The sequence below is a fragment of the Burkholderia metallica genome, assembly GCF_001718555.1.
GTDB classification, from domain to species: Bacteria; Pseudomonadota; Gammaproteobacteria; order Burkholderiales; family Burkholderiaceae; genus Burkholderia; species Burkholderia metallica.
The window spans coordinates 545,586-558,229 of the sequence record NZ_CP013402.1 but is presented as its reverse complement, the minus strand read 5'-3'; the positions used below and the strand labels follow the sequence as shown (position 1 = coordinate 558,229).

The window sequence follows — 12,644 nt, the reverse complement described above, 5'->3', positions numbered from 1 at the left end:
ATCGAAAAAGGGAATTTCCACATGGCTACGATGGCATGGCACTACACGGTCATGTTGCACTTCGAGTCCATCATCATGAGCGAAGTCATCATGCCGAAAGCGCTCGACATGGCACCGGAAGCGAAACCTGTCGCGTGGTTTTCGCGCAATCCTTACTGGGAGAAAACGGCGAACAGACGGGCGATCGACCCGGGCACCGGTGATCGCGTGACATTGACGATGTGGCAAACGCGCCAGGCCGGCGGTGGACTCGTACGCTTCGGGATCGACGCGACGAAGCTGCTTCACGATCAGGCACTCTGGCGGCGGGCGCGGATCGAGGACACGGCACGCGACGCACTCGTCGCAGCAGGCGTGCGTCAAGGCGCGGATCCGCTCGAATGGTACGGATCGGTCAAACCCGTTCCGGTCGAGCGGCTCGTCATCGAGTCGCTCGACGATACGTACCGCTGGCAGACGTTCAAATGGTAGAAGCATGCCGGTGCGTATCGGCACCGGCATGCTCGTTTGCCGCGCTTACTTCGCCATCGTTCCCGGCGCCTTCACCGTGCACTGCGCGGTGACTTTCTCGCCGTCGCCGAACGTGAAGGTGAGCGGTAGCGTCGTACCGACCTTCAGCGGATGCGTCGGCTGCTCGAGCATCACGTGATAGCCGCCCGGCGCGAACGACAGCGTGCCGCCTGCCGGTACCGTCGCCTTGTCGACCATCACCATGGTCGACGTGCTGCCGTTCGATTGTGTCTGGTGCAGCATCGCCATGCCGAAAGCATCGCTGTCGACGCCAGTCAGGTCGATCGGGTTGTCGCTGCTGTTCTTCACGTTGAAGAAGCCGCCCGACGGCAAATTGCCGGGCATCCCGCGAATCCAGCAGTCGGAGACGGCGACCGATTGTGCGGGCGCCGCATGGGCGACCGGCGACAACGCGGCGACGGACATGTAAGCGAGCGTAGCAAGCGTTTTTTTCGTGATATTCATTGTCGATCCTCTGTCATGAATGGTTGGATAACGAAGGGGCCCCTCCCCCTGCTTTGTTCCGTGGGCAAACGTATCGTCAGGACGCGCCCGCCGTCGGCGCCGTATGGCCCAGCAACGCTGCAAGCGCCAGGACCGCGACCATGACGACGGCCTCGACGGCAAGCGCCCTGTCGAAGCGGCGTTGCGCGGCCGGATAACCCGTATCGTGCCGTTCGGCACGCAAGCGCAGATCGGGCAATACGACCAGGCGGTTCCAGCCGCCGAGCAGCGCCGCGAATGCGACGCACGTGAGCTTCGCCGCGAGCACGCGGCCCCAGGCTATGCCAAACAGCGCCGCCCCGGTTTGCGCCGTATCCTGCAGCACGTTGTAGAGCCCCGTGACGAGCACGACAGCGAATGCCCCGGTCGCGAGACGGGAGAGCGCCGAGCAGAACGCAGCCGTCTGCTGCGCCGGAACGCTCGCGGCCCCGGTACGCCCGAGGCACCGCAACAGGGCCGTGGCGGCGATCACGCCACCGGCCCACATCGCGGTTGCGAGTACGTGCGTCAGGTGCACCGCTTCACGCCACGAAAAGTCGCCGCCATCGGCCGCATGCCCCATGGCCGCCTTGCCGGCGACCCAGAGCAGGATGCCCGCGGCACACGGCACAGTGTTACGGCCGCGCGCGAAGATGCCCACCGCGACGAGCAGCGCGCCTGAACATCCGATCGACCAGGCGACACCGAAATGCGATTCCGTGAGCACTGCGACGACGGCAGGCCCGGCGTCGCCGAGCGGCGAGCCGCTCATCACGGCGGCTTGCACCCAAAGATAGCCGAACGCCGTCAGCGCCAGCGCAAGGCCGAGCGCAGCACGCACGACGCGCAGCGCCCGCTGGTCGAACAATCCGATGCGCCGGTCGATGGAGCCGCACGCGAGCAAGCCCGCTGCCGTGGCGAGCAGCAGGTCCTGCACGGCGGCCAACGCGATCTGTGCGTCGACGAGCACGTCCACGACTACTTCACCGTGAACGCGTAGTGCCCCTGCGTGCGATGGCCGTCGAGCGCGACGGCCACCCATGCGACCGTGTAGACGCCCGGCGTGAGCGGATTCAGCGCGACGGACATGTGCTTGCGGTTCGACGCATCGACCTCGGCCTTGCCGTTCGTGACGGCGTGCCCCTGCGCATCGGTGACTGCGATCGAACTGAACGCGGGCTCGAGCCAGTCGTCGAAATCGATCGCGACCGTCTTCGGCGCGCCGGTCACGGTCTCGCCCGCGGATGGCTCCTGATGCGTCGGATACGCATGCGCGTGAGCAAGTTGCGCGGCGGCGAGCAGCAGCGCGCCTGCCGCCGCGCGCATCGTGGTCGAAAGATTCATGCGGTTTCTCCGTGGATCAGAACAGCGGCTTGCCGAGCGAGCCGGGGAACAGGTCGTCGAAATACAGATGCGCGTCGAAGATCACGCCGACGTGATTGCCGCTCGCGCGATTGACCGGAATCTGCGCCTCGACGCCGAACTGCCCGTAGCGATTGAGCCATAGTACCCCCGGGTTGATCGTCCCGGTCGTCTGGCCCGAACACGCGCCCGCGGTGCAGGTGCTCATCGGCGCCTCGACGACGAACACCATGTTGCTGAGCGGCTGCGGCAGGCCGAGGTTCTTCACCTGCTGCTGCAGGTACGGGATGCTGTACTGCAGCGTCAGGCCCCAGCCGAACGAATTCGGCCCCTGGTCGGACGACGCGGTGGTCAGGTTCGGCCCGAGTTCGGCCGTCAGCGCGAGCGGGCGCAGGTAGCCGAGCGACGCCGGCAGATCGCCGAAGCCCTTGCCGAGGTAGACGGTCGGCGTAAACGTCGAGTACGGGTTCGCGATCGACTTCGCGCCGGTGCCGCCGATTTCGGTTTCCAGACCGACCGACGCCATGAACTCGTGCGCGGCATTCGTGTAGACGAGGTACTTCACGCCGAGCGTGACGTTGTCCCACCCCTTCGCGGAGCCGCCGTTCGGGTCGTTCTGCGACACGTACTGGCTGGCGACGCTGAATGCGAGGTTCTTCGTGATCAGCTTGTCCCACTCGTACGACACGGTATTGACGTTCATGTTGTCGCCATTGTCGTCCGGCGACTTGATATGGCCGAACTGCATGTCGAACTCGTCGCCGACACCGGGGTCGTCCACTGTCATCGTGGCAGGAAAGACGCGGTCGCCGACCACGGCGTGCGCGTCTGAGAAGGAAGCATGGGAAAGGCAGGCGATGGCGGCCAGCAGCGCGGCACATGCGCGGGGCGCACGCCGTTCGGTATGACGAGGCATGGTGTGTGTTCTCCGGTTGTCGTTCGGTACGTCGCGCATATGCGCGACGACCGACCGCCTCGCGCTTCGCGGGCGGCAATTCTTCAGGCAGAAAAGTCAGACGAAATCAGGAGAGTGCGGGCGGCGCACGACATTGCGCGACCGTGTGGACGAGGCTGATGCGAGCCGGATTCGACGCCGACACGACCGGCCTCTGCGAACCGGGACGCAGGGTGGCAAGCACGACGGCGTGCCCCGGCAACGCAGTCGCGTGAGCGAAGAAACTGCAATAGGGGCAAGCCTGCCAGTGCGTCTTTGCCGCGTGCGACGGCTTGCCGTCATGTGCGGCCGACACTTCGTCGACGCTTGCGGTGCAATAGACGGTCAGTGCGTCGACGAGCCGGTGACGCGACATCATCATCTGCGAAACCGCAGGGGCGAGCGCCATCATCAGGATTGCAATCAATCCGATCAGGCTGCCGGGCTTGCGGAAACGGGCGACGTGCATGACGCGCAGAAACGACGACGTGAGGTGTGACGGACGCCGATTATGCCATGCTGAAAACAGGAGCAAGCTCTTGAAATTTTCAGGTAAACGAATGCGATATTTCCGAATGTAATTTGAAAGAACGCGGATCGAGCACCGTCGCGAATGGAATCGACTTTTCCATTTCCGCGAGGTATAAGCGTGGCTGATTTCTCTTGAAGCAGACACAACGGGAAACCGGTGAGATTCCGGTACGGTCGCGCCACTGTGTCGGGACAGCGATTTGAAATCGCAGTCGATCCCGAAGCCAGACCTCGTTATGCACCTGCCCCTTCACTATTCGGAACGCGTGCTTTCCGGGAGATTCTCGATGCTTGACCGATTCACTCAGATTTTCAACGACTCGAGCGCCAGCGTACAGCGGAAGTTGCTGGGCATCTATGGCGTGCTGATCGCCATCAACGTGCTTGCCTGGGGATGGGCGCTGGTGGCGTTCCATGCCTATCCGGTCCTGCTCGGCACCGCGATGCTCGCATACGGCTTCGGGCTCCGCCATGCGGTCGACGCCGACCATATCGCCGCAATCGACAACGTCACGCGCAAGTTGATGCAGGAAAAGAAGCGACCGGTCGCGGTCGGGTTCTTCTTCTCGCTCGGCCATTCGACCGTCGTCGTGCTCGCATCCATTGCGGTCGCGCTCGCGACCACGGCCATACAGAGCCGCTTCGACAATTTCAAGGCGATCGGCGGCATTATCGGCACGGCCGTCTCGGCGTTTTTCCTGTTCGCACTCGCGCTGATGAACTTCATGATCCTGCGCGGCATCTACCGCGCCTGGCGTCACGTCCGCAGTGGCGGCGCATACGTCGACGACGATTTCGACATGCTCCTCGGCGATCGCGGCTTCCTCGCGCGGTTGTTCCGCCCGCTGTTCCGGCTCGTGACGCGCAGCTGGCACATGTATCCGGTCGGCTTCCTGTTCGGCCTCGGTTTCGACACGGCGACCGAGATCAGCCTGCTCGGCATCGCCGCGACACAGGCGGCGAAGGGCCTGTCTCCTTGGGCCATCATGGTCTTTCCCGTACTGTTCAGCGCAGGCATGTCGCTCGTCGATACGCTCGACGGCCACCTGATGCTCGGCGCTTACGGCTGGGCTTACCAGAAGCCGCTGCGCAAGATCTACTACAACATGACGATCACGCTGGTGTCGATCGTTGTCGCGCTGGTGATCGGCGGAATCGAGGCGCTCGGCCTACTCGCCGATCAGCTTGACCTGAAGGGCGCGCCGTGGGACGCGATCGGCACGCTCAACGATAACTTCGGCATGCTCGGTTACATCATCATTGCCATCTTCGCAGTAAGCTGGATCGCGTCGATCGTGATCTATCGAGTAAAGCGTTTTGACGAAACGTTGTTGAACACACGCATGTGATCTGACGACGGTCGCGGGCGGATATTGTCCGCCCTGACTCGACACGTTTCTTGTAGCTCTCCGACAAGCCGCCCGACATCCACCATCGGACACTGGTGCATCAGACGACGAAACAGGACGGTCGGTCCGGTGTATTTCGGATCGCTTGTGAAGCGACTACAATACGGGCGCCATGATCCGCTTACGTCGACTGCTTGCGCAGCGTTTGACGAATCCCGCCGTTGCCTCGTTGCTACTGCTGGTCGTCGCGTTCCGCCTGCTACTCCCGCCCGGTCTGATGCTCTCCCCGAGCACCAGTGCGAACCTTGGCGATCTCGTGATCTGTAGCGGCCACGGAGCACTGTTTGACGAAACCGTGGCAATGCGTGCCGCCCCTACGGCAACGGTGGCAGTGTCCGACCTGACCAATGCGCTCGGGAGTGCCGATTCGCACGCGGACCATTCTCATTCTGGCGATATCTGCCCTTTCAGTGCGACGCTCGCCATGAGCATCGCCGTCACCGTGCTCGTCACCGCGTACTGGCTGCAAAGTATCGCCAGCACGCGGGCCCCACGCCCGGCTGACGACGCCTGTCCTGCAGTTACGCCGACGTACGGCCCGTTCGGCGCTCGTGCACCGCCCTTCACTGCGCTTTCCTAGTCGAATCATTCGATCCGTGAACGTTCTGCAATGTCGCGCATTCGCGCGACGTTTCAGTTCGTCCATTCCAAATCACCTCGCGCGACCAACAAGGCGCGAGTCGATTTGTCGTTCCTCCTCGCTCGTCAACTTGCGTCGCTCGTGATTGCGCGGGAGGTTCACATGTGCATGGCAATCGACATCCCAGCGACTTCCAGCTACATGTCGGCAATCGCCAGAGCACGCGCACACGTTCCTATCATGCTAGATCTGAAATTGGTCACGACCGCCTCGCTGGCAGCTTTCTCGCTCGCGGGGCATGCACAATCCATCGCCTCGAATTCATCGCCATTGCCCCAACAGCCAATACCCGCTGTCGGTGCGCAGATCGACATCCAGTCTGGACCGCCGGCCGACATCAAGTTACCTGCGATCAGCGTCACAAGCCATCGTTACCGCTTCACAACGACGGATACGGCACTCGACAGCGAATCCGTGACGCGCACCGATACGCCCCTGATCAACGTGCCGCAATCGGTGCAGGTGGTGCCGCGAAAACTGATCGAGGAACAGGACGCCCGCACGCTGGCCGACGCACTTGCCAACGTGTCGGGCGTGATGCCGAGCCAACCTGCGGAAAATGGTCTGACCGCAAATATCGTGCGCGGCTTCCCCGCCGAGATCTACCTTGATGGTTTGCCTATGTACGGCATGAGTGCTGCTAACAGCCCCGCTAGCCTCGTCGGCATCCAGCAGATCGACGTACTCAAAGGGCCATCGTCGACTTTGTATGGTGGCGGGCTTGGCTCCCCGTTGGGCGGCCTGATCAATATCCAGTCGGAACTACCGCAGACCAAGCGCAGCGGTTACGTGGCAATGCGCACGGGAAGTTATGGCACCGTCAATCCGTATTTCGACCTGACGGGCGCGCTAACGTCTTCAATCGACGCACGCATCGCCGGCGAGTACGAGCACGCCGGAAGCTGGATCGATCAGGTCAAGAGCGACAAGTGGTCGATCAAGCCGAGCGTGCTGTTCAAGCTCGACCCGCGCACCACCCTGCTCGTACAAGGGCAGTTTAACCATAGCAGCCAGCTCGAATACTCGGGCTTGCCGGCGTCGCAGGCTCTGGCCGGCCAACTCGATCGCTACGCGTTCCCGGGTGCACCGATCGGGCAGCAGCGAACCTCATTCGACAGTCAGCTCGCAACGGTCCAGCTTCAACACGAGTTCAATGACAACCTGAAGCTGAGTGTCAGCGGACGCTACTACCACAACAGCATTCCCGAATATGGCAGCTTCGTCTACCCGAGCCTCTACGCGCCCGATCCGGCCACACCGACCACGTACCCGATCCTGCCGCTCAACATGCAGACGAGCACCAGCGAAGCGACCCTCGATGCCAATCTGCAGACGAAGGTCAATGCGCTGGGCGGGCGCCATGAACTACTCGTCGGCATCAACTACGACCACACCGATTTTTCGTCGGACATGGGCTTCACGGGCGTGCCGGTCGGCTCGCAGAATCTCGCACAACCTGCCTACGATCTCGCATTCGGCGCACTCGCCCCGCTCACGTTGACGCAGACCGACCGCTATCAGACGATCGCCGCCTATGTGCAGGATCAGGCTACCTACGGCCGGTTTCATCTGACCGGCTCGCTGCGCATCACGCAACTCAGATTTCACGAAGCGGAACAGGGCACCAACGATACCTACCATCACGTCTCGCCGCGCATCGGCGCGAGTTTCGATCTGACGCAGGGCGTAGCCGTCTACGCCGCGTATTCGACGGCCTTCCGGGCTGCATTCGGCTACGTCGGGCTCGGTTCACCGAAACCGGAAACCTCCCGCAACGTCGAGGCCGGGCTGAAACTGGCGCGGACCGACATCGGCCTGTCCGGCACGCTCGCCGTGTTTCAGCAGACCCGGCAAAATGTCGCCACCCCCGATCCGAACAATCCCCTCTACTCGATTCAGGCGGGCCAGCAGCGTGCACGCGGATTCGAGACCGACCTGGTCTGGGAACCCACATCTGCGTTTTCGATGCTGATGACCTACGCCTACACGCGCGCCACGGTGACCGAAGACAATGCGATCCCGGTCGGAGACACGCTTGCGCGCGTGCCGAAGCAGAGCGGGCGTATCGCGCTGCGTTATCGCTTCCTGAACAGTACCGCGCGTGGCCTGTCGTTCGGTGCCGGCATAACCGCATTCGGCGCCCGCGAGGTGACGTTGCCGAACACCGTCTCCGTACCCGGCTACGCATTGTTCGACGCACAAGCGGAATACAGCTTCGGGCGCTATACGATCGGCGTATCGGCCGTGAACTTGGCCAACCGTCATGTGTACGCGCCATATGAATATCTCTCTTTCCCGGTAGTCATGCCGGTTCAACCGCGTTCCGTCTACCTGACACTTAAGGCAAGCATCTGAGGAAACCGATATGACAGACATTAACCGCCGGAATATCGTGCTCATGACGCTGCTCGCGCCATTCGCAATGGATGCCGCCGCCCGGTCTACGCAATCCGAGCATACGATGACGATGCCCGACATGGGCCCCGAGATGAACAAGGTGCACTGGGAGGGCAACGAACAGATCGCCATGCTGATGTACCCGGGCATGACCGTGATGGACCTGATCGGCCCGCAAAGCATGTTCGGCGCGCTGATGGGCGCGAAGATCCATCTCGTGGCGAAGACGCTCGAACCCGTGACGAGCGATGCTGGTGTGACGATCGTGCCGACAGCGACCTTCGACACCTGCCCGCGCGAGCTGACCGTGCTGTTTACGCCCGGAGGCACCGACGGCACCCTGGCTGCGGCCAGCGATCCGGCCACGCTTGCCTTCATGCGCGATCGCGGTGCGCGTGCGAAATACGTGACGAGCGTCTGTTCGGGATCGTTGATCCTCGGCGCCGCCGGATTGCTGAAGGGGTATAAGGCAACCTCGCATTGGTCGGTGCGCCATGTACTGGCCGAATACGGCGCGATCCCGACCGAAGCGCGTGTGGTGCGCGACCGCAATCGAGTGACGGGCGCGGGTGTGACGGCCGGGCTGGATTTTGGGCTGATGATGCTGGCCGAGCTGCGTGACCGAACGTATGCCGAATGTACGCAGTTGGTCAGTGAATACGATCCAGAGCCGCCTTTCAACGCCGGCTCGCTGAAAACCGCGCCACCGGCCGTTGTGAAGGCAATGGAGGACTTGTTGGCCGGCTTCACGAAACAGGCCGAGACGCTCGCCGCGGCTAAAGCTCATCCACTGCGCACCATACGAAAGCTTGACGAGTAAATCGACGAACAGCGCCGCAAACTGCGCGGGCCGTGCGCAGCACGCCGGTCCGCCGCCCAGTCCTCCGGCTGGTTTAGCTCGCCCATTTTCGAAATGCCAGTCTAGATAGACCGCCCCGGCATGTCCCGAGCGGCCGGCGATCGTTGGCCTGCCGCAATAACTGAACGGGTTATCGCGCTGCTTGGCGTGAAAAAGGCGATCAAGCGCCGCCAGCTTCGCACCAATACAGCAACCTTTTGATCTTAAAGCAATATTTATTGGGGCCATGCCACGACCACGCGTGCAGTATGAATCGCCCTAACCGGTGAATTGCATTGAAATCAAGGACACCCCTTTGATCACCGCATCCCACTCTTGCGTATCGGATGCCAGCGAGATCACGTTCCCATCGTCCAAGCGGGAAACGAAAAACGCATAGCTGCACCGAGGCACCAGTGCTCATCATCGCCCGGGCAACGGTTGCAGCTCCGGGCAATGAATCCGTCACCGCAAATCCGACGGTTTCAGCAAGACGCTCACCACGTGTGCACGCCAGACTTTGCACTTCGCAATTACGGGGATCCACGCGCCACGAGGCCGCAGGCGCGCTGAAGCACGAACGGCCACCGTGGAATCGACCATCGGCTCGCTGTTGGAACGATCCTCCATCCCGCGAAAAGCACGAACCTTGGCTCTCAGTAACCGGACGTCAGGCGCGAGAAACATGTCGTACTTCGACGACGTCCGAATCCATCGGTCGATTTCCGCGACGCAATTGATGACGATCGGACGAACGTTCATCCGTGCCAGGTAGCGGTAATCCTCGGGAATCGCGTCGTCGGCGCGCAAGCGCGCGACAGACGCAAACAGCAGCAGCAACGTGGCAAGAAAAATCAGCAGGCCCTTCATGAGTCGAGACGAATGCAGTGAATGATCTTCGATGCCCCGGAACCATGCCCGCAAAAGGTCATCGGTGGTCCGCGGGGAAATAGCGTGTCGACAATGCTTCGTACAGCGGCGGCGCAAAGAATCGCGACACGCGGCTGGCGATCAGCGCAGTGGCCATCAGCGAGATGACCAGCGCGTGGCCGTTGATCATCTCGATCACGATCACGAACGCCGTGATCGGGCTCTGCGTGACCGCGGCCAGATAGCCGACCATCCCGAGTGCGATCAGCATTTGCAACTGCATGCCCGAGAACAGGATATGCAGCGTGTTGCCGATCCCCGCACCGATCGCAAGCGACGGGGCAAACAAGCCGCCCGGCGCGCCGGGCAGGTACGAGCCGATCATCGAAACCATCTTGAACACCGGGTACAGGACGCTCACGTCCGTGTGGCTCTCGAGCATGCCGCGGGCTTCCGCGTATCCGCTGCCGAACGTATGGCCGTGCGTCGCGACACCGACGACCGCGACGACCAGCCCGCACGCCGCGCCGAACAGCACCGGCCGACCGGCACGAAAATCCTGAAGCCGTTGCGGCATCCAGCGTCGCGTGTTGAGTAACAGCCAGCAGAAGATTCCGCCCATGACGCCCGCGAGCACACCGATGAGAACGACCGCGAGCGCCAGCGACTCAGGCAAGTGCGCTCCGACATCGATCGTGCCGAAATAAACGTAGTTACCCTGAATGCCGAGCGATACGATACCGGCGAAGATGATCGCGGTGATCAGCACACCACTCGTGCGTTGCTCGAAACTTCGCGTGAGCTCCTCGATGGCGAACACGACACCCGCGAGCGGTGCATTGAACGCAGCGGAAAGGCCTGCCGCCGCGCCCGCGAGCGCCAGCCGGTGCTCGAGGACGCCCGGGCGAATCGCACGAAACCGCTGGGGATAAAACTTCCGCAGGTTGAACATGAGTGCGGCACCGACGTGAATCGTCGGGCCTTCGCGACCGATCGTGAACCCGCCGAGAATGGCCAGGAACGAGACAAGGATCTTCCCGACCAGGATCCTCAACTTGAGCAGCCGCGCGCCGGTGTTGCCCGGGGCATGCAGCATCGCAATCACCTGGGGAATTCCGCTCCCCTCCGCTCCATCGAAGAATCTTCGCGTGAGCCAGACCGTCACCGCACCGATCAGCGGCGTGACGATCAGCGGCAGCCACGCGTGTCGGGCGGCATAGCCCAGAAACACCGCGTAGCCGAAATCGATCAGCTTCGCGTAAAGCACCGCCACGAGGCCGACAGCCACCGCACCCAGCCAGAACACGCCATAGTGAAGCCACAGACGCCGCGCATGCAGCAGCGCGCGGCGATCAGCGAGCGCGGAAATGCGGATCATCGGTCTCCCCCCAACCACTCGTCAGTCTTGTTCATTGTAAAACGATGTCCGGATCGTTCAGGTTCGCCGCGCCGGCGGCTTCATGCCGAATGCGATCGCGAGCCATACCGCAACCACGCCGGCACAGATCAGAAACACCATGTTCGGACCGCCCTGCTTCAGCAGCCAGCCGCCCACGATGCCGCCGAGCGCGAGCCCGATCGACTGCGTGGTGTTGTAGACGCCCGTGGCCGCCCCCTTGCGCGAACCGGGCGCGAGCTTCGACACGAGCGACGGCTGCGACGCTTCCAGGATGTTGAACCCGAGGAAGTAGACGAACAGAATCGCCGCCACAATCAGGATGGTATGCGGCGCGCTGCCCAGCAGCAATTGGCCGATCAGGATAGCCAGGATGCCGCCGAGCAGCACCGGCTTCATCTTGCCCCGTTTTTCCGCGACGATGATCGCCGGGACCATCATCACGAACGCGAGCCCCATCACCGGCAGGTAGACCTTCCAGTGCGCGGCGACCGGCAGGCCGCCGTCGACCAGCAGGCGCGGCACGACGAGGAACAGCGCCGTCTGCGTCGCGTGCAGCACCAGCACGCCGAAGTTCAGGCGCAGCAGCTCGACGTTGTGCAGCACTTCCGCGAACGGCGCGGGCACGTGCACGGGCTTCGCCGCGTCGGGCACGATCCACAGCACGACGCCGATCGCGACGATCGACAGCACGCCGACGATCGCGAACAGCCCGCTCATCCCGACCCAGTGGAACACGATCGGCGCGCCGACGATCGCCACCGCGAACGACACGCCGATCGAGCCGCCGACCATCGCCATCGCCTTCGTGCGGTTCTGCTCGGACGTGAGATCGGCGATGAACGCGAGCACCGCGGACGACACCGCGCCCATCCCCTGGATCACGCGGCCGACGATGATCCACGTGATGTCGTGCGCGAACGCGGCGACGAAGCTGCCGAACGCGAAGATCACGAGGCCCGTGGCGATCACCGGCTTGCGGCCGAACTTGTCGGACGCCCAGCCGTAGAAGATGTAGAACAGCGACTGCGTGACGCCGTAGGCCCCGAGTGCGATACCGACGAGCAGCACGTTGTCGCCGCCCGGAATGGTTTTCGCGTAGACCGAGAACACCGGCATGATCATGAACAGGCCGAGCATGCGCAGCGCGAAGATCGCCGCGAGCGACGCGGTCGCGCGCAATTCGGGCGTGGTCATGCGGGAAGACACGGTGGACGACTGGGACATCGTTGACGCGATTTACCGAACAGATCCAACAACGGACGAAAAACCAG

13 protein-coding genes are annotated in these 12,644 nt (G+C 62.7%); 5 read left to right on the top strand and 8 right to left on the bottom strand.

Annotation, left to right across the window (positions count from 1 at the left end):
• The first annotated feature begins 21 nt into the window (after positions 1-21).
• Positions 22-471 (top strand): hypothetical protein, encoded by a 450-nt coding sequence (locus WJ16_RS18425; protein WP_157126812.1) that lies wholly within the window; start codon positions 22-24, stop codon positions 469-471.
• Between the two features lie 45 nt (positions 472-516).
• On the opposite strand, the gene WJ16_RS18420 is transcribed toward WJ16_RS18425, so the two are convergent.
• From WJ16_RS18420 to WJ16_RS34895, 5 genes are all read right to left on the bottom strand, one after another.
• The gene (locus WJ16_RS18420) at positions 517-975 is read right to left on the bottom strand and encodes a copper chaperone PCu(A)C (protein WP_069258493.1); all 459 of its coding nucleotides are present in this window, start codon (positions 973-975) and stop codon (positions 517-519) included.
• Between the two features lie 76 nt (positions 976-1,051).
• Positions 1,052-1,969 (bottom strand): copper resistance D family protein, encoded by a 918-nt coding sequence (locus WJ16_RS18415; protein WP_069258492.1) that lies wholly within the window; start codon positions 1,967-1,969, stop codon positions 1,052-1,054.
• A 2-nt stretch (positions 1,970-1,971) separates the two neighbouring features.
• Positions 1,972-2,337, bottom strand: coding sequence for a copper resistance CopC family protein (locus tag WJ16_RS18410; protein WP_069258491.1), 366 nt, complete (start codon positions 2,335-2,337; stop codon positions 1,972-1,974).
• 16 nt (positions 2,338-2,353) lie between these two features.
• The gene (locus WJ16_RS18405) at positions 2,354-3,103 is read right to left on the bottom strand and encodes a hypothetical protein (RefSeq protein ID WP_404822540.1); all 750 of its coding nucleotides are present in this window, start codon (positions 3,101-3,103) and stop codon (positions 2,354-2,356) included.
• Between the two features lie 274 nt (positions 3,104-3,377).
• Complete coding sequence (locus WJ16_RS34895; RefSeq protein WP_157126811.1) at positions 3,378-3,965, bottom strand: DUF2946 domain-containing protein; 588 nt, start codon at positions 3,963-3,965, stop codon at positions 3,378-3,380.
• A 142-nt stretch (positions 3,966-4,107) separates the two neighbouring features.
• Between WJ16_RS34895 and WJ16_RS18395 the strand changes: the two genes are divergently transcribed.
• The 4 genes from WJ16_RS18395 (at position 4,108) to WJ16_RS18380 (ending at position 9,086) form a co-directional block, all read left to right on the top strand.
• Positions 4,108-5,169, top strand: a complete 1,062-nt coding sequence (locus WJ16_RS18395; RefSeq protein ID WP_069258488.1) for a HoxN/HupN/NixA family nickel/cobalt transporter — start codon at positions 4,108-4,110, stop codon at positions 5,167-5,169.
• A gap of 172 nt (positions 5,170-5,341) precedes the next feature.
• Positions 5,342-5,809, top strand: a complete 468-nt coding sequence (locus WJ16_RS18390; protein ID WP_069258487.1) for a DUF2946 family protein — start codon at positions 5,342-5,344, stop codon at positions 5,807-5,809.
• 30 nt (positions 5,810-5,839) lie between these two features.
• A complete protein-coding gene (locus WJ16_RS18385) occupies positions 5,840-8,224 on the top strand; it encodes a TonB-dependent siderophore receptor (RefSeq protein WP_157126810.1) in 2,385 nt (794 codons plus the stop codon).
• A gap of 10 nt (positions 8,225-8,234) precedes the next feature.
• A complete protein-coding gene (locus WJ16_RS18380) occupies positions 8,235-9,086 on the top strand; it encodes a DJ-1/PfpI family protein (RefSeq protein WP_069258485.1) in 852 nt (283 codons plus the stop codon).
• Between the two features lie 483 nt (positions 9,087-9,569).
• Here the strand turns inward: WJ16_RS18380 and WJ16_RS18375 are convergent, their stop codons facing one another.
• Genes WJ16_RS18375 through WJ16_RS18365 form a run of 3 tightly spaced genes read right to left on the bottom strand, consistent with a single transcriptional unit; the run spans position 9,570 to position 12,597 of the window.
• Complete coding sequence (locus tag WJ16_RS18375; protein ID WP_069258484.1) at positions 9,570-9,974, bottom strand: BspC domain-containing protein; 405 nt, start codon at positions 9,972-9,974, stop codon at positions 9,570-9,572.
• A 58-nt stretch (positions 9,975-10,032) separates the two neighbouring features.
• The gene (locus tag WJ16_RS18370) at positions 10,033-11,352 is read right to left on the bottom strand and encodes a chloride channel protein (protein ID WP_069258483.1); all 1,320 of its coding nucleotides are present in this window, start codon (positions 11,350-11,352) and stop codon (positions 10,033-10,035) included.
• 57 nt (positions 11,353-11,409) lie between these two features.
• On the bottom strand, positions 11,410-12,597 hold the full coding sequence (locus WJ16_RS18365) for an MFS transporter (protein ID WP_069258482.1): 1,188 nt from the start codon (positions 12,595-12,597) through the stop codon (positions 11,410-11,412).
• Positions 12,598-12,644: the final 47 nt, after the last annotated feature.